This is a genomic window from Paraburkholderia fungorum, assembly GCF_046027605.1.
Taxonomy (GTDB): domain Bacteria; phylum Pseudomonadota; class Gammaproteobacteria; order Burkholderiales; family Burkholderiaceae; genus Paraburkholderia; species Paraburkholderia fungorum_F.
Genome location: NZ_JAQQEF010000008.1, coordinates 122470 through 145710, shown reverse-complemented (window position 1 = coordinate 145710; position 23241 = coordinate 122470). Strand labels below are relative to the sequence as shown.

The following is a 23241-nucleotide window of genomic DNA, read 5'->3' as shown; positions in this document are numbered from 1 at the left end:
TATTTGCGTGCTCATTCGCGTGAACCGCGTGCGCACTTACTTGCGCAGCGTCACCACGTCGCCCGTCAACGCCACACCGGCAACCACCGCACCCGCACCGCACGTGAACTCCGTCGCGCTCTCACGCACTTCGTTCTTGTAGTTGCTCTTGATGTTGATCACCGCGTTGCCGCCTTCCTTGCGCGCGCGGTCCTGCAATTCGATCACAGCCGACAGGAACACGTGCTGGCACGCTTGCAGGTCGCTCTTGCCGAAGGCGTTGGTTTTCTTGTTGGTCGCGAAATTGCCCATCGTCTTCTGCACAGCCGGATGCGACTGGCCCGCGAAATACAGCCTGACGTCGTCACTGACCTTGCCCGGTTCGCTTTGGAGTGCAGCATCGATCGGATAGTTGGCGACCGTGTCGCGGGCGAAAGCTTGCGTAGCGCTCAGCGTGGCGAGCGAAGCGAACAGTGCGGCAAACAGAACATTGCGTTTCATAGAAGCTCCTTAGTGGTTTTTGTTGCTCTGGTGGGTTCTAGATCCAAACATCAGGCTCGCGCAACTGCCGCCGAACCCGTATGAAATCGACATTGCCGTGTCGATGCGCGCATCCCGCGTTGCGCGCACGAGCGGCATGCCGTCGATGGCCGGCTCCGCCGTTCCGATCTGCGCCGTGCCCGCGATAAAACCGTCGCGCATCATCAGCAACGTGTAGATCGCCTCGTGCGCGCCACAAGCGCCCAGCGGATGCCCGGTCATGCCTTTGGTCGACGAGAACGCGGGGATTTCGCCGCCAAATACATCGACTAAAGCACGCAACTCCTCGACATCGCCAAGCGGTGTCGACGGTGCGTGGGTGTTGATATAGTCCGGCCGCCTGCCCGCTTCGCCCAGCGCGCCGCGCATCGCCCGCGCGATGCCCGCCGCGCGCGGCGTCACCATGCCCGCGCTGTCCGTGCAGTCGCCGAAACCGATCAGTTCGGCGTAAATGCGGGCCCCCCGCGCCACCGCATGATCGAGCGATTCGAGCACCAGCACGCCGCCGCCCGAGGCAATCACGAAGCCGTCGCGCGCCGTATCGTAGGGACGCGACGCGTGCTGCGGCGTGTCGTTGAAACCGCGCGACAGCGCCCCCATCGAGTCGAACATTAGCGTCATGTTGTCGTGCAGCGACTCGCTGCCCCCGGCCAGGACGATCTGCTGGCGGCCGGTCTGAATCAGCTGCATTGCCTGGCCGATGGCCAGCGCCGACGTCGTGCACGCCGACGACGGCGAATAGCTCACGCCTTCGAGTCCGAACACCTGCGCGACGTTGGCCGACGCGGTGCTGCTCATTGCATGCGGCACCGTGTACGGCGGCACTTTATCAACGCCACGGGCATTCGCAATCGACATTGCGACGTCGTAAGTCGACATCGTGCCGACGCCCGAGCCGATCACCGTACCGGCCTGCGGTGAACGCAACATGACGGGACTGAGGCCGGCATCGTCGATCGCTTTCTTCGCGGCGTGGCACGCAAAGCGCGCGGTGTCGCCCATGAAGCGTTCGAGCTTGCGATCGAACGGCGGCTCCTCTGCAACCGACGCGACGCCCGCCACCTGCGATCCGAAGCCACGCTCACGCCACGCGTCGATCCGCTCGATGCGCGAGCGGCCCGCGCGCAACGCGGCGGCCACTTCGTCGAGCGTATTGCCGAGACACGACACGATTCCCATGCCGGTGACAACCACACGTTGCAGTGCCATGCTCATCGAACGCGCCTGAAAATCAGCGACGTATTGATGCCGCCGAATGCGAAGTTGTTGCTCATGACATGTTCGGCATCGATCTCACGGCCTGCGCCCATGATGTAATCGAGTGACGCGCAGGCCGGATCGACGTTCTCCAGATTCAGGGTCGGCGCGTACCAGTTGCGCTTCATCATCTCGATGGTCCACCACGCTTCGAGCGCACCGCACGCACCCAGCGTGTGGCCGACGTAGCTCTTGAGCGAACTGATCGGCATGCGCGCGCCGAAGGTCTGCGCGGTCGCATGGCTTTCGGCGATGTCGCCACGGTCCGTGGAAGTGCCATGCGCGTTCACGTAGGCGATCGCTGCGGGCGGCAGTTGCGCGTCGGCCAAAGCGAGCTGCATTGCCAGCGCCATGGTTTCGGCGGTCGGCTGGGTCATGTGCGCGCCGTCCGAATTGCAGCCGAAGCCGACGATCTCCGCATGAATCCGCGCGCCGCGCGCCACCGCGTGTTCGTATTCTTCAAGCACAAGCGTAGCCGCGCCTTCGCCGACCACGAGGCCGTCGCGCGCGGCGTCGAATGGACGCGGCGTCAGATGCGGCTCGTCGTTGCGGGTGCTGGTCGCGTACAGCGTGTCGAACACGGCGACCGCCGGGCCCGACATTTCTTCCGCCCCGCCCGCCAGCATCAGCGTCTGCTTGCCGGTCTGGATCGCCTCATACGCGTAGCCGATCGCCTGGCTGCCCGATGCGCACGCGCACGAGGTCGGGATGATGCGCCCTTTCAGATCCCAGAACAGGCTGACGTTGACCGCCGTGGTGTGCGGCATCATCTGCACGTAACTGTTCGACGTGACGTCGCTCATCGAGCCGGTTTCGAGCATCGTGCCGAATGCGCGAATCGGCTGCACCGAGCCCGATGACGAACCGTAGGCGACGCCCATACGGCCGTCCTTGATGCTGGCGTCGTCGGCAAGGCCCGCATCGGCGAGCGCCAGTTCGCTCGCGCGCACCGAATACATCGACACGGGTCCCATCGAGCGGGTTTTCTTGCGCGGGTAATGCGCGGGCATCGTGAATCCCGGCAACGGACACGCGAGCCGCGTATGCAGCGACTCGAAGTAATCCCATTCGGACATCCGGCGCACCGCGTTCACGCCGCTCTTCAGGCGTGCTTCGATTGCGTCCCAGTCGTCACCGAACGCGGTGACGCCTCCCATGCCGGTAATGACGACGCGTTTCATCACACCATCCCACCATTGACGCCGATCACCTGACGCGTGACGTACGAGGCCGCATCCGACATCAGGAAGCTGACCACAGACGCCACTTCGGCAGGCTGGCCGACGCGGTTCATCGGCACCGTCTTCAATGCGTGCTCGAGCGGCATGTCGTTGAGCATGCCGGTTTCGATCAAACCCGGCGCCACGCAATTGACGGTGATGTTGCGCGTCGCCAGTTCGACGGCGAGCGCCTTGGAGGCGCCGATCAGCCCAGCCTTCGCCGCGCTGTAGTTGACCTGGCCGCGATTGCCCATCACCCCGGAGACCGACGCGATCGTGACGATGCGCCCGCCCTTCTTCGCGCGCACCATCGGCATGGTCAATGGATGGACGACGTTGTAGAACGAATCGAGACCGGTTTCGATCACGATGTCCCAATCTTCCTCGGTGAGCGCGGGGAATGCGGCGTCGCGCGTTACGCCCGCGCTGCACACGATGCCGTAGTACGGCCCGTGCGCCGCGACATCCGCTTCGAGCACTTCGCGGCACACGGCGCGCTCGCGCACGTCGAACTGCAGCACGCGTGCCGTGCCGCCTTGCGCGGCGATACCTGTGGCGACGGCTTCAGCCTCGGTGCGGCCCGTGCGGCAATGCACGGACACCGTGAAGCCGTCAGCGGCCAACTGGTACGCAATCGCGCGGCCAATGCCGCGGCTTGCGCCGGTAACGAGAACACGCCGGCTCATGAACTGAAACTCCCTTCGATGAATGACTGAAAATCACGCGGCTGGAAGACCTTGATGACCGCCTCGGCGCAACATACGTCGCCGTGGTGAATCGTGCATTCGTAGGCGCCGTGGCCTTCTTCGCTGCGCAGTAATTCGGTTGCGTGGATCAGCAACTGCGCGCCGCGTGGAAACGACAGTTGCAACGCGTGATAGCTGCGCGAGCCGAGCAGCACACCGGGACGCGCCTGGCCACCGCCGCGCATCGCCAGCAACGCGACGTGCGCGGCGATCGCCTGCGCCATCAATTCGATACCGATCCAGGCGGGCATCGCACCGTCGGCGTCGGCGTACCAGGCGTCGGCGTGGACGGTAGCTCGCGCGCTCAGTGTGGTGTCGTCGAACGTGCTCACCGCGTCGAGCAGCAGCATCGTGCCACGATGCGGGAGGATCGCCTCGATCGGCTGCTGGACGAGTTCCTCGGTGGATAGCGTATGAGTCATCGCGCGCGTCACCGTCCAAGGATCAGGCTGACATTGCTGCCGCCGAACGCAAAGGAATTGCTCATCACGTACTGCGAGCCCGCGCCGCGCGGCAGAAAACGCTCGCTCTCGACCAGATCCAGCACCGGCAAAGCGGGATCGGCATCGCCGTCCCACAGATGACGCGGCAGCGGCACGTCGTCACGCGCGAGCGTCAACCATGCGAAGGCGAGTTCGGTGGCGCCCGCCGCGCCCAACTGGTGTCCGGTCAGCGGCTTGGTGCCGCTCGTCGCGACGCCGTCGGGGAACACCCGCGCCATCAGCTTCGCTTCCATCTCGTCGTTCTTGCGTGTGGCGGTGGCATGCAGATTCACATAATCGACTTCGGCGGACGCGACGCCCGCATCGGCCAGCGCCGCCTGCAATGCGAGTTCGCCGCCCACACCTTCCGGATCCGGCGACGAAATATGATGTGCATCGCTCGATTCGCCGACACCCGCGAGTCTCACGGCCGCTTCTTCGCGGCTCATCAGAAACAGGGCGGCGCCTTCTCCGACGTTGATGCCGCAGCGATTGCGGCTCATGGGATTGGTGCGCGTGCTGCTGGTCGATTCGAGCGATGCGAAGCCTTGCACCGTCAACTCGCACAGCGAATCGACGCCGCCCACCACCACCGCATCGCACAGCCGCAATTGCAACAACCGGCGCGCGGACGCAAAGGCCTTCGCGCTCGAGGTACAGGCCGTCGAGATCGTGAACGCCGGACCGTGCACGCCGAGCGTGGCGGCGGCGAACGGCGCGGCCGCACCGATCTCCACCTGCCGGTAATCGAAGTTGGCGGGTAGCGTGCCCGCTTGCGCCTGATAGACGAACGCGGCTTCGGCCGCTTCGATCCCCGAGGTGCTGGTGCCGAGCACCACGCCGATCCGATGCGCGCCGTAGCGCTCACGCGCCGCAGCGATGGCGGGCTCGATCTGCGTCAGCGCGGCTAGCAGCAAGCGGTTATTGCGGCAGTCGTAGCGTGCGAGTTCGGCGCGCGGCGCCAGATCGAGCGGCGTGGGCACACTGCCCACAAATGCCTCGCCGATGCCCGTGTGCGCGTTCGTCATGCCCGGTGCCCGACCTGCGGCAAGCGCCGGGACGATCGCATCGAGGTCGCCGCCGAGCGCATTGATCATGCCGAGCGCGTGCAAATAAACTGATGGCGCCTTCATGCGGCCCTCCTTGATTCCGTTGGCATGCCGATCGGCGCGAGCAACACCGATACGGCAATGCCGAGCGCGAGCGTGGCACCGAAACTCTTCAGCGCGGGCATCGCGCTCATGCCGAGCATGCCGAACGACAACAGCGTGGTGGCCGCCGAGAGCAGCACGCCGGTCCACACCGCGCCGAGATCGGCGTCCTGGCGCAAACAGCCTTCGCGCAGAAACACCGCGTAGTTTGCGCCAACACCGAGCACCAGCATCAGCGCGAGCCAGTTGAAAAGATTGAGCGGGACGCGCACGTAGCCGAACACGGCGAGCGTGACGCCGACGCCGAGCAGAACCGGCAGCGTTACGGCGATGCCGCCGCGCACGCGGTCCCACACGGTGACTTCCTGCGGGGCGCCTGCCAAGGCGACTTTCTTCGGGGCGTAACGCAGCGTCAGCAGTACGAGCACGAGTGCGAGCGCGCCGGCGAGCCACCAGCCGCTGTCCACGCGATACGCACCGAACAGCTTCGACACGCTCGCCGCCTTGTCGACGAATACGACACCGGGCACCGCCTGCGCGGTGGCGATCAGCGCGGCTGCGTTCTGCGGCGTCACGCCTTGTGGAATCACGACGGCCGCATAGGCTTTGGTGGCCGGATCGACTTCGCCCAGCCACAAGTGCTTGTACGGCCGCGACCACGGCGCGGCGAGCCACGTGTCGACCGTGAGCAGCGGCTGCGGTTTCGCATACGCGGCGAGCCAGGCATCGGCGACTTCGTCTTTAAAGCCCGCCTGCAGCAGCGTGGCGCGCAATGCGGCGGGATCGTTGAATACGTGCTGCGCGAGCAACGCACGGTCGGCGTTTTGCTGTTTCGCGGACGGCACGAATTGCGCCACCGACTGATAGCTGCCAATCCTGTTCGGCGTGCCGTTCAACGCGTCGAGCTTCTTGCCCAGCGCTTCGGCGCGTTGCAACACGGTCTCCGGCGTCTGCCCACGCACCACAAAAAACTGCGCGCTGTTATCGACGCCAACCGCCGCGCGCACCTTGTCTTCCTGCGCGACCAGCGAAGGATCACGCTGGATCAGCAGATGGATATCGTCGTCGCTCGTCAGACGCAGCCAGCCGGGAATGGCCACGATCAGCAACAGCGCCGCGACCAACCATGCGCGCCTGCCGCCGATCGTGCGATGCCATACCGTCAGCACTCGCGCCGCGCCGGAGAACAGGCGCTGCGGGCTGCGCTTCGGCGCGCGCGTCAACAGCGCGGGCAACAATGACAGCACGGAGGCAAAGGCCGTCCCGATACCCACCATCGCAAAGCAGGCAATCTGCTTGAGCGCGGGGAACGGCACCCACGTGAGGATCGCGTAGCCGAGCAGGCTGGTGGCAAGCGCGACCGTCAAGGCCGGACGCACCGCGCGCGCGCCGCGGCGTGAATCCCAATCGCGCCCGGCGCCGAGATAGACCACGAAATACTGAATCGAATAATCGACCGCTTCGCCGATCAGGCTCGCACCGAACACCAGCGTCAACAGATGCAGTTGACCGAATATCAGCATCGTCACTGCGAGCGCGCAGACAATGCCGAGCGCCGTCGAAACGAAACCGAGCAGCAACAGACGCGGCGAGCGGAACACCCACATCATCAACAGCGCGATCCCGCACAGCGACGCGACGCCAATCAGGTGAACCTCGTGTTCCGACGCGCTGCGTGCCGATTCCGCGTAGAACACCGCGCCGGTTCTCGCCACGAACACATCGGGGAAGGCCTGCTTCAACGCGCTTTCGCTTCGTGCAAGCGCGGCGAGTACGGCGTGCTGCGTTTTCGATTCGTAGGCCGAGCCCGGCAGCGCGGCGACGATCAGTACGCTGGTCGCGGCGCCTTGATGCGACACCAGCATGTTGTCTTCGAGTTCGAGATTCGACGTGGCGAGCGGCAACCCGCCGAGCCAGTGTTCGAGCCAGCCGAACGGATCGTCGGCGAGCGGCGTGGTCAAGCCGCCACGCAATGGGCTGTAGATGCGCTGCGCGAGCGCGTCCCGCAATCCCGCAGGCAGACTTGCTGCGGGGCGGGTGACATGGCTCTGCGCCAGCGCCACACGGTCAGCGGGCGCCAGCAAACCGAAGCGGTACGGCATGTACAACGCAGCGATCTGCGACAGATCGAACGGCGGCAATTCAGCCGTCACCGAACCAAACGCCCCACTCTTCTGCAATGAGGCGCCGAGTTGTTTTGCTGCCGCCTTCGCGTGCGCGTCGTCGTTGCTGGTGACGAGAAAAACCGTGCGATCACCCAGCGCGCTCGCCAGCGTATCGACCGCTTTTTCGGCAACCGGATCCGCTTCCGTAGCAGGCAGCAAGGCCAGCAGGTTAGTCTGCAGCGGCGACGGTCCCGCGAATCGCCAACCGCAATACAGCGCGGCGGCGAGCGCGAGCAGCAGCCACGCGGCGCGCACGCCCCATGCCTGTTTCGCGGACCGCTGTTGCAGCACCTGCATTACTGCGCTCCGAGCAAACTGCGCTCAGCCGGCGTCGGTTCGGTGACCGCCGCGCTCTTCGCGAAGTCGAGCTTCGTGATGTCGCCGTTCGCGAGCGTGATGCGCAAGCTCTGCAAATAGTCGCCACCGTTCATCTGCAAACCCTTGATCGACTGCGCGATCTGCGGCTGATTCGGCGTGAGTTGCATGCGCCACTGCGCGGCGCTGCCTTCAGCCTGCACGTCGAATTGCGAGTAGAGCGCCGACAGATCGCCGCCGAGCATCGCGCGCATCATCTTCGAGACTTGCGCGACGCCGCGCGCGCCTTGGGCGCTATGCGTTGTCACGCGCTGGCCGTTGGCGTTGACCTCAGCGACGCCCGCATCGGTGATGATGTAGGTGGCTTTGTAGGGCGTGTCGATCTGCCAGATCACGCCACGATCGCGGAAGAACAGCAGCGAGCCCGTGCTGACGAGCGGCTGTTTCATCGCGGCGAGCGTTTGCGTTTGTGTGAATTGCGCGCGGACACCTTTGGCTTGAGCAAGATGCGAGGCAATCTGCGAGACCAGCGCCGGGTTGCCGGCGGCTTGCGTGGGTTCTGCCGCAAACGCCGCCGTCGGCCACGCTGCCAGGCCCGATACGCCCAATGGGGTCAGCGTGCCTAATGCGAGCAACGCGGCCGCCGCCACACCGCGCAGGTTCATCGTTCCCATACGCGCTCCAGCTTTTCGAATACGACCGGCGGCGACACGAACTGCAATTCCTGCGTCGCGGCATTGACCGCGACCTGGATCGTGTAGCCCTTGGTCAGCCGCGTACCGGTTGCGCAATCGACAATTTCATAGCCTATTTTCAGGCGGTTTTCGTGTTCGAGCAGTTCCGTACGCACTTCGAGCGCCTGGCCGTAGATGGCCGGGCGCACATACTTCAGATGGGCTTCGACGATCGGCCACAGGTAACCCGAGGCCTGCATCTCGCGGTAGTCGTAATCGAAGGCACGTAACAGCGCCGCGCGGCCGATCTCGAAGTACTTCAGATAATGGCCGTGCCAGCACACGTTCATCGCGTCAACGTCGTGAAACGGCACTTCGACCGTCGCGCTGGCTGTCAGCACCTTAGGGGAGCCGGTCATGCGTTCGGGCCTCCGCGACGGTCGCCCGGATAGTCGCTTAACAACTCGCACGCGGCGATGCGTGCGGTCAGTGCGCGCAGGTCGCTTTCCAAAGCGCGGTCTTCGTCGACGAACGGCGATTGCGCCGTCACGCTGTCGATGAACGCTTGCAGAGGCGCGGGAACCGGCGTGGCGCCGTCGATCTTCAGGCGCAGACGGGCAGCTTGCACCGTTGCCAACGTATGGGCGGCCGCGACCTGCTCGGTCAATTCCAGCACACGCAAACAGTCGCGCGCGGCGATCGTGCCCATGCTGACCTTGTCCTGATTGTGCGCCTCGGTCGAACGTGAAAAGACGCTCGCGGGCATGGTGTTCTTCAACGCTTCGGCCGTCCACGCGGACGATGAAATCTGCACGGCCTTGAAACCATGATTGATCGCGGCACGCGCGGGCGCCGCGCCCGACAGATTGCGCGGCAAGCCATTGTTGAAATTCACGTCGACCAGCAGCGCGAGCTGCCGGTCCATCAGATCGGCGAGATTGGCGACCGCGACCTTCAGCGAATCCATCGCGAACGCGATATGGCCGCCGTAGAAGTTGCCGCCGTGCAGCACGCGCTCGTTGTCCGGATCGATCAGCGGGTTGTCGTTCGCGCTGTTCAATTCGTTCTCGACATCGCGGCGCACCCACGACAACGCATCGCGCGCAACGCCGATCACATGCGGCGCGCAGCGAATCGAATAGCGGTCCTGCAGACGATGCCCGGGCGTATCGTCGCGCCCGCTGAGATCGTCGCGAATCCACGCGGCGGCTTCGGCCTGCCCGGCGTGCGGTTTCACTTCGAACAGCATCGCGTCGAAGTGCGCGGCGCGGCCGTCGAGTGCAACAGTGGAGAGCGCCGTGAGACGCGCGGTGAGACGCGTCAGATGATCGGCACGCGCAAACGCGAGACAGGCGAGGCCCGTCATCACCGCGGTGCCGTTCATCAGTGCGAGGCCTTCTTTCGGTGCGAGCGTCAACGGTGTAGACCCCAGTTCGGTCCACACGTCACGCACGTTGCGCAGCGTGCCTTCGAACATCACATCGCGTTCGCCGGCCAGAGCGGCGGCCACATACGAGAGCGGCGTCAGATCGCCGCTCGCACCGACCGAGCCTTCCGACGGAATGCGCGGCAACACGCGATGATTGATCAGATCGGCGAGGCGTTCGAGCAACACGGGGCGCACGCCAGAAAAGCCGTAGGCCAGCGAATTGAGCCGCGCGGCGATCACTGCGAGCGTTTGCCCGTCGTCGAGATACTGGCCCATGCCGCAGCCGTGGTAACGCGTCAGTTGCAGCGGCAGCGCTTCGATCAGTTCCATCGGCACGTCGACCACGCATGCATCGCCGTAACCGGTGTTGACGCCGTACACGGTGGCGCCCGCCGCCAGATGCCGGCGCAGGAAATCGGCGCCGCGCTGGATGCGCGCACGCCACGCCGGATCGGCGCTCAATGCGACCGGCGCGCGATGGTGCGCGATCGCGACGACCTCTTCGATCGTCAGCCTGCGGCCGCCGATCGTCACCGCCGCCGTGGTTGCTGTTGCGTTCCCGCTCGCGCTGAGGTTCGGCGCATCGATCAGATCATGTTCGGCCATGTACGCCTCGCTTGGGGCTGGCCCAGAAATCGAAGAAATTGAACCATTGATAAGGTGCCTTGCGACAATAATGTTCGAGCCGCGCCGCGTAACGCTGCGCCCATGCGGCGAGATGCTGCGCACGATCGCGGCGCGGCAACTCGATGCGTTCGGCGAACGGCTCGAAATACAGACGATAACCGTCGTGCTCTTTCAGGCAGAAGAACAGATAGACGGGACAGCCCAATGCATGCGCAAGCACGTAGGGGCCTTGCGCGAACGAGGCAGTCGAGCCGAGAAATTGCGCTTCGGTCGTGCGGCCTGCTTCGTGTGCCGGCACGCGGTCGCCGACGATCACCAGCAGCTCGCCCGCATCCACACGCTCCTGCATCATCATCGCGGTCTCGGGACCGAAGTCGCTGACTTCGAGCAGATGCCGCGCGAACTGGCTATTGGCCGACGCCAGCACGCTATTGAAGCGCCGCGCGTGTTCGGTGTAGACCACGGCGGTGACCTTGGCGTAGCCGCCCTGCGCGGCGAGCGCGCGGGTCATCTCCAGATTGCCGAGATGCGCGCCGATCACGAGGGCGCCTTTGCCGCTCGCCACCAACGCTTTGAATGCCGAAGGATCTTCGAATTCGACGTCGGCGTTGTTGACGCGGCCGGACCAGGCGGCGAGCTTGTCGAAGCCCGATTGCGCGAACGCGAGCATGTGCCGATAGGCGGATAGCCAGCCCGGACGCGGCGTATTGCCGTGCGGCGCGGCTTCGCCAAGACGCGTGAAGTAGTTGCTCGATGCCTCGCGCGCGGCGCGGCCTGTCAGCAGAAAATACGCGACGATCGGATGCAGCCAGAGCGCGGTGAAACGGCGGCCGAACAGCTTGCAACTGAGTGCGAGCAAGGACATGCCCAGATGGCTGCCGCGTTCGGCGATGCGCCACCAGTCCTGGGCGGGCAGTTCGCCTGGTTCGGCCGGCGTGCCTGGTTCACCCGGACGAATCCATTCTGCGGATTCGGCCGGTTCGCCCTGTTCGCCCGGCATGCTCGCCACCGTCGAGCGGCGCGGCATCACCTTGTGCGCGAGCAACATCGGCAGACGCCACAGCATCCCGAAGACCAGCCGCGTATGACTGCGGCTGATGCGCACGTTGTCCCACAGCACGTCGAAATGCGAGACGCCATCGGATGCGTACGTGACGCGCGTCGGAATCGAGCGGAACGTCGCACGCCGCCAGTGCAGGCGCACGAGAATTTCAATGTCAAAATCCATGCGCGTCGGCAACTGCACGCTGTCGATCAGCTCGCAGGCCAGCGCAAGCGGATAGAGGCGGAAGCCGCACATCGAATCGCGAATCGTCAGCGAGAGCGTTTCGATCCACACCCACACGTGCGTCAGATAACGGCCGTAGAGGCGCGCTTTCGGCACGCTCTCGTCGTAGACCGGGCGGCCGAGGATCACCGCGGCCGGTTCGGCGCGTGCCGCTTCGATAAAACGCGGCACGTCGGCCGCATCGTGCTGGCCGTCGGCGTCGATCTGCAGCGCATGCGTGTAGTTCGCAGCGCGCGTGGCGCGCAGTCCCGCCATCACAGCGGCACCCTTGCCGCCGTTGACCGGCAACCGCAGCAGCGTGAGCTGCCCGGCGTACTGCCGCGCCAACGCGGTGAGTACCTGCTGGGTCGCCTCATCGCTGCCGTCGTCGACGACAAAGATCGGCAAGCCGTGCACCGCGAGATGGGCAACGGTCGCGCCAATCGCGTCCTTGTGGTTGTAAATCGGAATGACGATGCACGGGGCGAAGCTCATCACGCCGGCTCCCGATATACGATCACGCCCGACGCGCATTCACGGCCGCTCAAGCGGTACGCGAACTGCACGCGCCGACGCTCGGCGTCGTGGGCGAGCGTGAGATTCAGCACCGCGCCCGGCGGCACCGGCGCCATGAACTTGAGCCGGTCGATCGATGCCAGCGCGCGCACGGCGGGCACGTGTTCGGTGGCCAGATGCATCGCCCAGTGAACCTGGACGACACCCGGCAGAATCGGCAGACCGGGGAAGTGGCCGGCGAAATGCACGAGCATAGGCGGCACGCGCAGTTCGTAGTGCAGCGTGTCGGCGCTACGGGTTTCGGCGAGCACTTCCACCCCGTCCGCGCGTGCCTCGAAGGCCGCGGCAACCGCAGCCGCCGGCAGTTTGCCGCGCGCGTCGAACGGCAGCATGAGGCGAAAACGCCAATGACGCGGCAACACTACGAGGTCGAAATACGCGGCGAGATGCCGGCGCAGGGTTTTCGCGAGCAACACGCGGCCTTCGCCGCGCAATGCGTCGCTGCCCGCTTCGGTCAGCGCCACCACGGCGCCGACGCGCTCGCGCGAGGCGCCTGCCAGCGGCACGAGCGCCGCCTCTGCGACATACGGATGCAACGCCAGCCGCGCTTCGAGCTCCGGCAGCGACACGCGCTTGCCGTCCAGCTTGAGCACGCGATCGAGGCGCCCTTGCAGGCGGAAGCGGCCGTCGGCATCGAACGCAATTTTGTCGTCAGTACGATGCCAGCCGTCGTGATCGAGATGCGGCGAGCGAACGTTCAGCGCGCCATCTTCGTCGCAGCGTACCTCGATGCCGGTCACGGCCTGCCAGGCATCGATCTGATCCTGACGCCGCCACGCGATGCCGCCGGTTTCCGTACTGCCGTAGATTTCGATCGGCGCGGCGCCGTAGGCCGTCGCGTATTCCTGCGCGGCTTCCACGGCGAGTGGGCCGCCTGAAGAAAAGAAGGCGCGCGGCGCCGGCGTCAATGCGGCGAAGCCCGGCAACGCGGGCCAACGCGACAATTGCGCGGGTGTGGAGACGACCGCCGTGGCGCCGCATTGGTCGATCTGCGCTTGCAGATGCAACGGCTCGATGCTGATCGCGCGGTTGAACGCACGGCCCGCGGCAAGCGGCCACAACACGCGAAACAGCAAACCGTAGATGTGATGATGCGGCACGCTCGCGAGCACCGTCGCGTTGCCGACCAGCGTGCCCCACTGCTTTTCGAGCGTGTGTACTTCGGCATTGAATTGCGCAAGGGTCTTGCGGATCGGCTTGGGTGTGCCGCTGCTGCCCGACGTATAGAGCGTCAACGCGGCGTGCGGATCGATCGTGTGGGAGGGGCTTCGCGCGGGGGTATTGTCAGCATCCGCGCCGGCATTGCGCACGCCATGCGCCAGGTCGGCGTCGGTCAGCACGGCGTCGTACGCATCGGCAAGATCGGCGAGATAGCCCGGCGTCGCATTGGCCGGAATCACCGGCTCCTTGCCGCACGCGAACAACGCAAACAGCGCGCAGGCGAAATCGAACGGATCGTCGATACATAACGCGTAGCGTTGCGCGTCTTGCATCTGGATCAACGCGACCAACGCCGAGACGCGTGCGCGAAACGCAGCGCGATCGAGCACCGTCGCGCCATCGCGGCATACCGGCGCGTTCACGGCGCAAGCCTCATGGCTCGCCGACAATAGCTCATGCAACGCGATCATGCCGCCTCCGAACGCGCGGCTCGTGGCAGCACCACCAGATAACGCCAGATGACCTCGGCCACCAGCAACACGCCGATCAGCCCATAGGCGATCGCGCCGTTATAGAGCGACCAGCTCGCGCGGCTCCAGTACAGCGCCGTGTAAGCGGAGAACGCGCCGTTCAGCGCAAAGAAGACGCACCACACCTGGGTCACGCGCCGCGTATGGCGCACGGCGCCCGGCGATAGATTCGGGTTGCCCAGCCGGGCGAATTTTTCGATCATCGACGGCCCGCGCACGAGCGTCGCGCCGAACGCGATCAACAGCCCCAGATTGACGAGCGACGGATAGAGGCGCAACAGCAGCTCGCTGTTGGTGAACACGATAGCCGCCGACGCGCAGCTCAGCAAGCCGACCACGGTCCAGTCGATGGTGGAAAGCCGGCGCAGCGAAGTCGCGACCGGACCGCTGCCGGCCCAGCGTTGCAGCCACAAAATAACAAACAGCATGCAGCCGACGTAGCGCGGCGTGTCCCAGCGCCAGGCACACAGAATCAACGCGGGGTACGCGAGTTTCAACAGAACCTGAACCACCGTTTTGGCCCAATGGCGTTCGGTGTCAGGCAATGCCTCGCCGGGCTGGCTCGCCGCCGCTTGCATTCGCGAGCGCACGGATGGCATCAGCCTTGTGCCGCCAGCAGGGACTCGACCGCACCGATCACGTCGCCGACCGTGCGCACCGACTTGAATTCTTCCGGCTTGATACGGCGGCCGGTCATTTCCTGCAGTTTGATCGCGAGGTCGACGGCGTCGATGCTGTCGAGATCGAGGTCTTCGAAGAGATGCGCGTCGGGCGTCACACGCTCGGGCTCGATCGCGAAGTTCTCTTTGAAGATGGCGCGGATGCGTTCAAGAATCTCTGCCTCGGACACGATTAATCCCCTTTTTTTGTGGTTTCGTTCACAGCATGCACCGCTTCGCGTTGACTCGCTACCAGCGCGGCCAGCGTGCTGACCGAGCGGAAGTGATCGCGAGTGCGTTCGTCGTTCGCTGCAATCGTCAGTTGATAGTGTTTGCGCAGCACGATGCCGATCTCAAGCGCGTCGATCGAGTCGAGACCGATGCCGTCGGTGTCGAACAACGGGGCGTCGTCGTCGATATCGGCCGGGCTCAGGTCTTCCAGATCGAGGGCTTCGATCAGGAGCTGCTTAATTTCCAGTTTTAAAGAATCCATAGTCGAACAAGTGCTGAGTAATGTGTGCTTCGATGGCGCTGGTCACACTGCGCGCCGCGAGAGACGGTGAAGTATCGTGGTCCGGAAGCCGCTCGACGCCAACCGGCGCGAGCACGTTCACCCGTATGCGAAAAGCGCGCGCCGGCACGTCGTACCAGCGCATCTGCTTGGTGAACGCCGGCGGATCGCAATCCATCAGCACCGGCACGATCGGCGCGCCGACCTTCAACGCCATGTGCGCGAAACCGCGTGAAAACGCGTGCAGCCGGTTCGGCGCCGGGCTGCGCGTACCTTCGGGAAAAATTATCATCGTGTAGCCCGCTGCGAGTTGACGCGCGCCGGCCTCGACAAGCTCCGAGGGATCGGCGTTGCTCACATATTCCGCCGAACGCACGATTCCCCAAAAACAGGGATTACCCCAGTGCGCGTTTTTCACCACACAACAGGCACGCGGCGTGAGCGACAACAGCACCATCACGTCCAGGTATGTCGGGTGATTGGCGACCACGATCGCCGGGCCGCCGTCGCGCAATGCCGCTGCGCCCGACACCTCGAGCTCCATCACGCCGATACGCTGCAACACCGCGACGAGCGCGCGGAAAAACCAGTGGATCACGGTTGTCACCGCAAGCTGACGTGACGCACGATGCGGCCACAGCCAGGCGAGCGGGAACACCAGGACCGAAAACAGCAGGCCGCAGATGCCGAACACCACGAAGGCCAAGCCGGTCGCGAAGAATCGCCAAAAGTAGTCAAGCCGCGCGTTCATGCCACCTCCAATGCCAGGCGGCGCCGGCGCCTGGCCAGACGGCGGGCTTGCCCGTTTCCAGACAATGCAGCAGCGCCTGGCTCTGGGTCGCGAAGCTTTCGGCAGGGAGTGCCGCGCCTGGCTCGATTGTGTGGCTTGTCTTGCCTACTGGGCTTGCCTCATCATCTGCATGGCTTGCTTCGCCTGAGTGGCTTGCCTCACCTGCATGGCCTGCCTCCTCAGCGATCTTCGCTGACTCCGGTTCACCTGCGCCAGACAACGTGCACTCCAGTTGCCCCATCGCTGCTTCGCCGCCCAGCAGGATGGCGATCGCGCCGCCCTGCACTTCGTCTTCGATCGCGCCGTAAGCCGGATCGGCCGGTTCGTCGGCGTACACCAGCAACACCGGCGAGCCGGGCTGGGCCGTATATTGCGCGTACGCCTCCAGCAGCGCGTAGCCGAGCGTCTCGGCACCGGCCGAGATCGCGCTGGCAGCGGAACGATCGCCGCGCGCGATGCCGAAGACGCCGGTCATTGCGTTCAGCACGGACAGGCTGAAGGACGTCGGCGAGACCGGCTCGCCCGCGCTGATGGCGCGCAGGATCTCAGTTGTACGTCGCAATTCGCCGTGGCGCGACGCGAACACGACGCGGATGTCGTCTTGCGCCACACAATCATGCGCGACCTTCAGGGCAACGCGGGACAAAGTGCTCAGGCGACGGCGCACGATCGGCTCGATAAAGCCAATATCGGGTGCGGCAGTTGCGGCAGCAGGCCAGCTAGACCAGCGAGCGACCGGAATGATCCAGTGCAGATCGGGCATATCGGTGTTCGCGCGTAGAAGCGAGGAGAGGCTGAGGGCGCCTGACGGAATACTCGACCGTCACAGCGTGCGCGCCGCGCGGAGCGGAAGTCTCCAGCCGGGGGTCAATCCAATCTTCTTATGTAGGGTTCACCAATTTAACGGCACTTGAGCCCGGTAATTTAGGCGCCTTTGCCAATTGGTCTGGAGGATTGTCTCAGGCTCCCTATGGTCGCCGGAATCATACTGAATATTCTGAATTAAATCAGCCACAAAAGACGTATCTATCTGTATCCGTATCGCAGGTGCGACGGATGACTGGACAACGCCGTAACGCAGGCCTGGCGGCACCTGGCGCGGCCGGGTTGAGTCTGGAAGCCTGCCCGCACCGCGCCTTGCGGGCCAACTCGACAGTGCCGCAACCACCAATACCCGCAAATACTTTCATTTAACTTTCTAAATAGCTGTTTCGTTTCGGCACATTTAAAGGCTTCTGCGCGACCGTGGTGGTTCTGCCTGGCGAAGAGGGGTGAAGAGACGCAGATGCGACCGTGAGCCTCCCCGCGCACGTTCACGATTTCTGCGGCGTGGTGGCAGCCGTGTTGCTCGCGAAGCAAAACGGCCCGGCAGGAATGGCCTGCCGGGCCGTTTTTTTGTTGCGCCGCAACGCATGCTGTTCGACACCACGGTTTAACGCTTACTGCACAGCCTCCACGCTCGACGCTGACGCCGGCGCAGCCGCGCCGCCCGTCGTAGCGACTTCGTTGGAGATTCCGCCGTTCTTGTCGATGGGAATCTTCACGGTATGGACCACGCCGTTGCCGAGCGGGAAGTCGGCCAGCGCGCTGCGCGCCAGATATGGCATGGCCCTCACCAGCGACGACTCGCCGCCCGAGTTGCGCGCCGTCACCTTATAGACCTCCTTGCCGCTAGCACGCTCGGTGATCCGCACGCCGAGCAGGTGCGTGAAAATCGGGTAGCTCTGATTCACGTACGCGGTCGGGAACGGGCCCCATGGGCCCCACGGATCGAACGGCTGGCCCCAGTACGGCGCCGGCCAGGGGTTGTAATACACCGGCTCCGCGACCGTCACCATGTCCGAGCGAATCCCGTACGACAGCCCGACGAGATAGCGCGCCTGGGAAGCGTCGACCTGCCGGAACGCGTGCGTGGCGAGCTCGCTGCCGACGAAGCGCTCGTACGTGCTGAGTTCGAGATTGTTCTGCTGATCCGCCGCACGCGTGAAGGCGTAAGTACGGGAAGCGTCATTGCCGCTCCAGTCGGAAAACGCCGTGACCTGGGTGGTCACGTAGGTCGTGCAGCCGGACAGCAGCACCGTCAGCGTGGCCAGCAGCAGCGTGGCGCGGCGGGTCCATCGATCGATTTTCATGGTCTGCCTCGTGTGCCTGTTATTGCCAGTCTCGACCGGGTTCGTTTGCGCGCAGCCGTTGCTGCGCGGGCGCCCGATAATACGCTGACCTGGCGATCCGGTAAAAAGTTCGCCCCGCACGATCCGCCGAGCCTTTGTACAATGGCTCGACAAGCCCGGCTCGCGCGCCATGAGCACGCCTGACGGCTCGAGTCCCATCACTACAGAACGCCATGGCCGATACCGCAACGCCCAATGTGATCCGCCGCGCCGATTACGCGCCGCCCGCCTTCCTGATCGACACCGTCGCCCTGGAGTTCGATCTGGTCCCCGAACGCACCCTCGTCAGGAATACGATGCGTGTGCGCCGCAATCCGGACGCGTCCCGCGCCGCCAATCTCGAACTGATGGGCGAACAACTCGAGTTCGTCGGCGCCGCGATCGACGGCACCCCGTTCGCCAACGCGCACGCGCACGAACACGGTCTGACGCTCGACAACGTGCCGGACAATTTCGAACTCACGCTCACCAGTCTCTGCAATCCGGCGGAGAACACCACGCTGGCGGGCCTGTATGTGTCGGGCGGCAACTTTTTCACGCAATGCGAGGCCGAGGGCTTTCGCCGCATCACCTATTTCCTCGACCGCCCGGACGTGATGGCGACCTTCACGGTCACGCTGCGCGCGAACAAGGCTGACTATCCGGTGCTGCTGTCGAACGGCAATCTGCTCGAACAAGGCGATCTGCCGGACGGCCGCCATTTCGCGCGCTGGGAAGATCCGTTCAGGAAGCCGAGCTATCTGTTCGCGCTGGTCGCGGGCAAGCTGGTGGCACTCGAAGAGCGCGTGAAGAGCGGTTCGGGCAAGGAAAAGCTGTTGCAGGTGTGGGTCGAACCGCACGATCTGGACAAGACGCGTCACGCAATGGACTCGCTGATCAACTCGATCCGCTGGGACGAGGCGCGCTTCGGGCTGGAACTGGATCTGGACCGCTTCATGATCGTCGCGGTGAGCGACTTCAACATGGGCGCGATGGAGAACAAAGGGCTCAACATCTTCAACACGAAGTACGTGCTGGCGAACCCCGAAACGGCAACCGACACCGACTTCGCGAACATCGAGGCGGTGGTCGGCCACGAATACTTCCACAACTGGACCGGCAACCGCGTGACCTGCCGCGACTGGTTCCAGCTGAGCCTGAAAGAAGGCCTGACGGTGTTCCGCGATCAGGAGTTCTCAGCCGACATGGCGGGCGGTGCGACAGACGAAGCCGCGCGCGCCACCAAGCGCATCGAAGACGTGCGCGTGCTACGCCAGATGCAGTTCGCCGAAGACGCGGGACCGATGGCGCACCCGGTGCGGCCGGAAAGCTACGTCGAGATCAACAACTTCTACACGATGACGGTCTATGAGAAGGGCTCCGAAGTCGTGCGGATGTATCAGACGCTGTTCGGCCGCGACGGCTTTCGCAAGGGCATGGACCTGTACTTCAAGCGTCATGACGGGCAGGCCGTGACCTGCGACGATTTCCGTCACGCGCTCGCGGATGCGAACGGCCGCGATCTCGCGCAATTCGAGCGCTGGTATAGCCAGGCCGGCACGCCGCGCGTCTCGGTACGCACGAAGTACGACGCCGCGCAGCAACGCTACAGCGTGACACTCACGCAAGGTTATGGTGAAGGCGCAGCCGCCGCGCGCGAAACGCAAAAGGGGCCGCTGCTGATTCCGTTCGCGATCGGTTTGATCGGCAAGAACGGGGCGGATCTGCCGCTGCAACTGGAAGGCGAAGCGCAGGCCGGCAACGGGACCACGCGCGTGCTCGAATTCACGCAGACCGAACAGACCTTCACGTTCGTCAACGTCGCAGAGGAACCGCTGCCCTCGCTGCTGCGCAATTTCTCGGCGCCGGTGATCGTCGAATACGACTATTCGGCCGATCAACTGGCGTTCCTGCTTGCACACGACAGCGATCCGTTCAACCGTTGGGAAGCCGGCCAACGGCTCGCCACGCGCGAGCTGCTGACGCTCGCCGGGCGCGCCGCCACCGGCGTGCCGCTGCAACTCGACGACTCGGTGGTCGCCGCGTTCGCCCGCGTGCTGACCGATGACACGCTCTCGCCTTCGTTCCGCGAGTTAGCGTTGATGCTGCCGTCGGAAGCGTATCTGGCCGAACAGATGGCCGAATCGGATCCGGCGGCCGTCCATGCCGCACGGCAGTTCGTGCGCAAGCGCCTCGCGAATGCGCTCAAAAAGGACTGGCTCGCCGTGTACGAAAAGCACCGCACGCCGGGGGCGTACGAAGCAACGCCTGAGGCCTCCGGTCATCGTGCGTTGAAGAATCTTGCGTTGTCGTATCTCGCGGAACTGGACGATCCGGCTGAGGCTGTGCGGCTTGCCTCCGCGCAGTACGACGCGGCCAACAACATGACCGACCGCTCGGCGGCGCTCTCGGCCTTGCTCAACGCATCGGCGGCGAATGGCGGCAGCGTTCAGGCGCAGCAGGCGCTGGACGATTTCTACCGGCGCTTTGAAAAGGAACCGCTCGTCATCGACAAGTGGTTTGCCTTGCAAGCCACGCAACGCGGCAGCGCGCAGCGTCCGGTGATCGAGATCGTGCGCAAGCTGATGGCGCACCCGGCGTTCAACCTGAAGAACCCGAACCGCGCGCGCTCGCTGATTTTCAGCTTCTGCGCGGCGAATCCCTCGCAGTTCCATGCCGAAGACGGCTCGGGTTACGCCTTCTGGGCCGACCAGGTGATCGCGCTCGACGCGATCAATCCGCAAGTGGCCGCCCGCCTCGCCCGCTCGCTGGAACTATGGCGCCGGTTTACGCCGACGCTGCGTGACGGCATGCGCGCGGCGCTGGAGAAAGTGGCTTCGCAGGTGAAATCGCGCGACGTGCGCGAAATCGTGGAGAAGGCGTTGGCGTGACGCTCATCTGAAAGCGTTCCCGCATCGAAAAGCCGGCACTCATTGCCGGCTTTTTTTCGTCCTGAATGTCGCCGCGATGTCGCCACGAGGCAACGTGCGGACCTCAACGTTGGCCATCTGGACGACTGTTCGTATCGGTTCCACAGGATGAAAGTAAACGCACTCATTTAACGGTTTACGTTTAACGCGAGGCGTTATATCATCCATGATTACAACATTCAGCGACAAGGCTACGGCGGCAATCTTTCAGGGCAAGTTCGTGCATTCGCTGCCGCTTCATATGGAGCAGCTCGCACGCCGCAAGCTGCTGCTGATCGACGCCGCTGAGTCATCCGCAACCTGCACGCGCCGCCGGGCAACCGGCTCGAGGCCTTGCAAGGCCAGCGCAGCGGGCAGTGGAGCATTCGTATCAACGCGCAGTGGCGCATCTGTTTTCATATTGTCGACGGGGAGGCGCTGAATGTCGAAATTGTCGACTATCACTGAATATGGGGAGACCGCCATGGTCATCAAACGCTCCGATCTGGACAGCATCGATTTCTCCGACATCAGCACCGGCGAAACTATCCCGGAGATCCACCCGGGCGAGATTCTGCGCAGCGAGTTTCTCGAACCGCTCGGCATGTCCGTCAATGCGCTCGCACTTGCGCTGCGCGTACCGGCGCCGCGCATCAACGACATCGTGCGTGGCAAACGCGCCATCTCGGCAGACACCGCGTTGCGGCTCGAGCGTTACTTCGGTGCGAGCGCGCAGTTCTGGCTGAACCTGCAGATCGGCTACGACCTGCGGATCGCCACTGCGGCGGCCGGCGCGCAGATCGAACGCGAGATTGAGCCAATGCCTAAGGCGGACCGGCCGAAAATGCCGAAAGTCTCGCCCGAACACGCCCGCGCCGCAGCGCTTGCCACCAGCCTGACCGGCAACGTCACGGCCATCAAGGCGCGCCGCAAAGCCTGAATTTCGCCCACCTCGTGCGGCGCCTCGCAGCACGGCCGCACACCCTTCCGTGTCAAAAGCACGGAACCGACACGGCGAGCGGTTAAAATCGAGACATTCCTCAAGCCCCCGGAGTACAGCAATGGCTTTGCAACGTCGTACCACTCTCACGAAGTACCTGATCGAGCAGCAGCGCGAGACCAACAACCTGCCGGCCGACCTGCGCCTTTTGATCGAAGTCGTCGCGCGCGCGTGCAAGGCGATCAGCTACCACGTCAGCAAAGGCGCGCTGGGCGATGCACTCGGCACGGCGGGCAGCGAGAATGTCCAGGGTGAGGTGCAGAAGAAGCTCGACATCCTGTCGAACGAAATTCTGCTCGAAGCGAACGAATGGGGCGGCAACCTGGCGGGCATGGCTTCCGAGGAAATGGAGCAGTTCTTCCCGATCCCGGCCAACTACCCGAAAGGCGAATACCTGCTGGTGTTCGATCCGCTCGACGGCTCGTCGAACATCGACGTCAACGTGTCGATCGGCACGATCTTCTCGGTGCTGCGCTGCCCGGACGGCCAGCAGCCCACCGAACAGTCGTTCCTGCAACCGGGCACGCAGCAGGTCGCGGCGGGTTATGCGGTGTACGGCCCGCAAACCGTGCTGGTGCTGACCACCGGCAACGGCGTGAACTGCTTCACGCTCGACCGCGAACTGGGGTCATGGGTACTCACGCAAAGCGAGATGCGCATTCCGGTCGAAACGCGCGAGTACGCGATCAACGCTTCGAACGAGCGTCATTGGTATCCGCCGGTCGAGAAATACATCGGCGAATTGAAGGCCGGCAAGGAGGGCTCGCGTCAGAGCGACTTCAACATGCGCTGGATCGCGTCGATGGTGGCTGACGTGCACCGTATCCTGAACCGCGGCGGCATCTTCATGTATCCGGCGGACAAGCGCACACCGGACAAGCCGGGCAAGCTGCGTCTGATGTACGAGGCGAACCCGATGGCCTTTATCGTCGAGCAGGCGGGCGGTGCCGCGACCAACGGCGAGAAGCGGATTCTGGACATCCAGCCGAAAAGCCTGCATGAACGTGTGGCGGTGTTCCTCGGCTCGAAGAACGAAGTGGACCGCGTCACCCGCTACCATCTCGAAACAAAAAATTGACTCCAAGGGCTTGCCAAGTTCCTAA

General features: G+C 64.3%; 21 protein-coding genes and 1 pseudogene. 4 read left to right on the top strand and 18 right to left on the bottom strand.

Features of this window, described 5'->3' with window-relative positions; genetic code table 11:
• Positions 1–36: 36 nt before the first annotated feature.
• The 18 genes from PQR53_RS15660 to PQR53_RS15575 form a co-directional block, all read right to left on the bottom strand.
• The gene (locus tag PQR53_RS15660; RefSeq protein ID WP_408455289.1) at positions 37–480 is read right to left on the bottom strand and encodes an excinuclease ABC subunit A; all 444 of its coding nucleotides are present in this window, start codon (positions 478–480) and stop codon (positions 37–39) included.
• A gap of 9 nt (positions 481–489) precedes the next feature.
• A complete protein-coding gene (locus tag PQR53_RS15655; RefSeq protein ID WP_408455286.1) occupies positions 490–1734 on the bottom strand; it encodes a beta-ketoacyl synthase N-terminal-like domain-containing protein in 1245 nt (414 codons plus the stop codon).
• Complete coding sequence (locus PQR53_RS15650; protein ID WP_408455283.1) at positions 1731–2957, bottom strand: beta-ketoacyl-ACP synthase; 1227 nt, start codon at positions 2955–2957, stop codon at positions 1731–1733. Before PQR53_RS15650 ends, PQR53_RS15655 begins: the two co-directional genes overlap by 4 nt.
• Positions 2957–3682, bottom strand: a complete 726-nt coding sequence (locus tag PQR53_RS15645; protein WP_408455281.1) for a 3-ketoacyl-ACP reductase FabG2 — start codon at positions 3680–3682, stop codon at positions 2957–2959. The genes PQR53_RS15650 and PQR53_RS15645 overlap by 1 nt, the downstream gene beginning before the upstream one ends.
• The gene (locus PQR53_RS15640) at positions 3679–4164 is read right to left on the bottom strand and encodes a hotdog family protein (protein ID WP_408455278.1); all 486 of its coding nucleotides are present in this window, start codon (positions 4162–4164) and stop codon (positions 3679–3681) included. The genes PQR53_RS15645 and PQR53_RS15640 overlap by 4 nt, the downstream gene beginning before the upstream one ends.
• Positions 4165–4172: 8 nt before the next feature.
• Positions 4173–5357, bottom strand: a complete 1185-nt coding sequence (locus PQR53_RS15635; RefSeq protein ID WP_408455275.1) for a beta-ketoacyl-[acyl-carrier-protein] synthase family protein — start codon at positions 5355–5357, stop codon at positions 4173–4175.
• On the bottom strand, positions 5354–7837 hold the full coding sequence (locus tag PQR53_RS15630) for an MMPL family transporter (RefSeq protein WP_408455272.1): 2484 nt from the start codon (positions 7835–7837) through the stop codon (positions 5354–5356). The genes PQR53_RS15635 and PQR53_RS15630 overlap by 4 nt, the downstream gene beginning before the upstream one ends.
• Positions 7837–8529, bottom strand: a complete 693-nt coding sequence (locus PQR53_RS15625; protein ID WP_408455269.1) for a LolA family protein — start codon at positions 8527–8529, stop codon at positions 7837–7839. The genes PQR53_RS15630 and PQR53_RS15625 overlap by 1 nt, the downstream gene beginning before the upstream one ends.
• Positions 8517–8948, bottom strand: coding sequence for an acyl-CoA thioesterase (locus PQR53_RS15620; protein ID WP_179733667.1), 432 nt, complete (start codon positions 8946–8948; stop codon positions 8517–8519). The genes PQR53_RS15625 and PQR53_RS15620 overlap by 13 nt, the downstream gene beginning before the upstream one ends.
• Positions 8945–10564, bottom strand: a complete 1620-nt coding sequence (locus PQR53_RS15615; protein WP_408455265.1) for an HAL/PAL/TAL family ammonia-lyase — start codon at positions 10562–10564, stop codon at positions 8945–8947. The genes PQR53_RS15620 and PQR53_RS15615 overlap by 4 nt, the downstream gene beginning before the upstream one ends.
• Positions 10551–12347 carry a glycosyltransferase family 2 protein gene (locus PQR53_RS15610; RefSeq protein ID WP_408455262.1) on the bottom strand — a complete coding sequence of 599 codons (1797 nt, stop codon included), beginning with the start codon at positions 12345–12347 and terminating at the stop codon, positions 10551–10553. Before PQR53_RS15610 ends, PQR53_RS15615 begins: the two co-directional genes overlap by 14 nt.
• Complete coding sequence (locus tag PQR53_RS15605; protein WP_408455260.1) at positions 12347–14059, bottom strand: ApeI family dehydratase; 1713 nt, start codon at positions 14057–14059, stop codon at positions 12347–12349. Before PQR53_RS15605 ends, PQR53_RS15610 begins: the two co-directional genes overlap by 1 nt.
• Positions 14056–14718, bottom strand: coding sequence for a COG4648 family protein (locus tag PQR53_RS15600; protein WP_408455257.1), 663 nt, complete (start codon positions 14716–14718; stop codon positions 14056–14058). Before PQR53_RS15600 ends, PQR53_RS15605 begins: the two co-directional genes overlap by 4 nt.
• Positions 14718–14969, bottom strand: coding sequence for an acyl carrier protein (locus PQR53_RS15595; RefSeq protein ID WP_020069032.1), 252 nt, complete (start codon positions 14967–14969; stop codon positions 14718–14720). The genes PQR53_RS15600 and PQR53_RS15595 overlap by 1 nt, the downstream gene beginning before the upstream one ends.
• 2 nt (positions 14970–14971) lie before the next feature.
• A complete protein-coding gene (locus PQR53_RS15590; RefSeq protein ID WP_408455254.1) occupies positions 14972–15271 on the bottom strand; it encodes a phosphopantetheine-binding protein in 300 nt (99 codons plus the stop codon).
• Positions 15246–16040: a lysophospholipid acyltransferase family protein gene (locus tag PQR53_RS15585; RefSeq protein WP_408455251.1), complete on the bottom strand. Its 795-nt coding sequence runs from the start codon at positions 16038–16040 to the stop codon at positions 15246–15248. The genes PQR53_RS15590 and PQR53_RS15585 overlap by 26 nt, the downstream gene beginning before the upstream one ends.
• Complete coding sequence (locus tag PQR53_RS15580; protein WP_408455248.1) at positions 16024–16842, bottom strand: beta-ketoacyl synthase chain length factor; 819 nt, start codon at positions 16840–16842, stop codon at positions 16024–16026. Before PQR53_RS15580 ends, PQR53_RS15585 begins: the two co-directional genes overlap by 17 nt.
• A 676-nt stretch (positions 16843–17518) precedes the next feature.
• Entirely contained in the window at positions 17519–18211 is a 693-nt protein-coding gene (locus PQR53_RS15575) for a DUF4136 domain-containing protein (RefSeq protein WP_408455246.1), read from the bottom strand.
• A 212-nt stretch (positions 18212–18423) separates the two neighbouring features.
• Between PQR53_RS15575 and pepN the strand changes: the two genes are divergently transcribed.
• From pepN to PQR53_RS15555, 4 genes and pseudogenes are all read left to right on the top strand, one after another.
• Complete coding sequence (pepN, locus tag PQR53_RS15570; protein WP_408455243.1) at positions 18424–21120, top strand: aminopeptidase N; 2697 nt, start codon at positions 18424–18426, stop codon at positions 21118–21120.
• A gap of 205 nt (positions 21121–21325) precedes the next feature.
• Positions 21326–21606, top strand: a pseudogene (locus PQR53_RS15565) (type II toxin-antitoxin system RelE/ParE family toxin).
• Positions 21607–21622: 16 nt separating this feature from the next.
• Entirely contained in the window at positions 21623–22078 is a 456-nt protein-coding gene (locus PQR53_RS15560) for a HigA family addiction module antitoxin (RefSeq protein WP_408455240.1), read from the top strand.
• A 121-nt stretch (positions 22079–22199) separates the two neighbouring features.
• A complete protein-coding gene (locus PQR53_RS15555; protein ID WP_179733687.1) occupies positions 22200–23216 on the top strand; it encodes a class 1 fructose-bisphosphatase in 1017 nt (338 codons plus the stop codon).
• Positions 23217–23241 lie beyond the last annotated feature (25 nt).

Coding starts and splice junctions, on each gene's coding strand:
- PQR53_RS15660 (WP_408455289.1), bottom strand. CDS start 480: ATGAAACGCAATGTTCTGTTTGCCGCACTGTTCGCTTCGCTCGCCACG.
- PQR53_RS15655 (WP_408455286.1), bottom strand. CDS start 1,734: ATGAGCATGGCACTGCAACGTGTGGTTGTCACCGGCATGGGAATCGTG.
- PQR53_RS15650 (WP_408455283.1), bottom strand. CDS start 2,957: ATGAAACGCGTCGTCATTACCGGCATGGGAGGCGTCACCGCGTTCGGT.
- PQR53_RS15645 (WP_408455281.1), bottom strand. CDS start 3,682: ATGAGCCGGCGTGTTCTCGTTACCGGCGCAAGCCGCGGCATTGGCCGC.
- PQR53_RS15640 (WP_408455278.1), bottom strand. CDS start 4,164: ATGACTCATACGCTATCCACCGAGGAACTCGTCCAGCAGCCGATCGAG.
- PQR53_RS15635 (WP_408455275.1), bottom strand. CDS start 5,357: ATGAAGGCGCCATCAGTTTATTTGCACGCGCTCGGCATGATCAATGCG.
- PQR53_RS15630 (WP_408455272.1), bottom strand. CDS start 7,837: ATGCAGGTGCTGCAACAGCGGTCCGCGAAACAGGCATGGGGCGTGCGC.
- PQR53_RS15625 (WP_408455269.1), bottom strand. CDS start 8,529: ATGGGAACGATGAACCTGCGCGGTGTGGCGGCGGCCGCGTTGCTCGCA.
- PQR53_RS15620 (WP_179733667.1), bottom strand. CDS start 8,948: ATGACCGGCTCCCCTAAGGTGCTGACAGCCAGCGCGACGGTCGAAGTG.
- PQR53_RS15615 (WP_408455265.1), bottom strand. CDS start 10,564: ATGGCCGAACATGATCTGATCGATGCGCCGAACCTCAGCGCGAGCGGG.
- PQR53_RS15610 (WP_408455262.1), bottom strand. CDS start 12,347: ATGAGCTTCGCCCCGTGCATCGTCATTCCGATTTACAACCACAAGGAC.
- PQR53_RS15605 (WP_408455260.1), bottom strand. CDS start 14,059: ATGATCGCGTTGCATGAGCTATTGTCGGCGAGCCATGAGGCTTGCGCC.
- PQR53_RS15600 (WP_408455257.1), bottom strand. CDS start 14,718: ATGCCATCCGTGCGCTCGCGAATGCAAGCGGCGGCGAGCCAGCCCGGC.
- PQR53_RS15590 (WP_408455254.1), bottom strand. CDS start 15,271: ATGGATTCTTTAAAACTGGAAATTAAGCAGCTCCTGATCGAAGCCCTC.
- PQR53_RS15585 (WP_408455251.1), bottom strand. CDS start 16,040: ATGAACGCGCGGCTTGACTACTTTTGGCGATTCTTCGCGACCGGCTTG.
- PQR53_RS15580 (WP_408455248.1), bottom strand. CDS start 16,842: ATGCCCGATCTGCACTGGATCATTCCGGTCGCTCGCTGGTCTAGCTGG.
- PQR53_RS15575 (WP_408455246.1), bottom strand. CDS start 18,211: ATGAAAATCGATCGATGGACCCGCCGCGCCACGCTGCTGCTGGCCACG.
- pepN (WP_408455243.1), top strand. CDS start 18,424: ATGGCCGATACCGCAACGCCCAATGTGATCCGCCGCGCCGATTACGCG.
- PQR53_RS15560 (WP_408455240.1), top strand. CDS start 21,623: ATGGTCATCAAACGCTCCGATCTGGACAGCATCGATTTCTCCGACATC.
- PQR53_RS15555 (WP_179733687.1), top strand. CDS start 22,200: ATGGCTTTGCAACGTCGTACCACTCTCACGAAGTACCTGATCGAGCAG.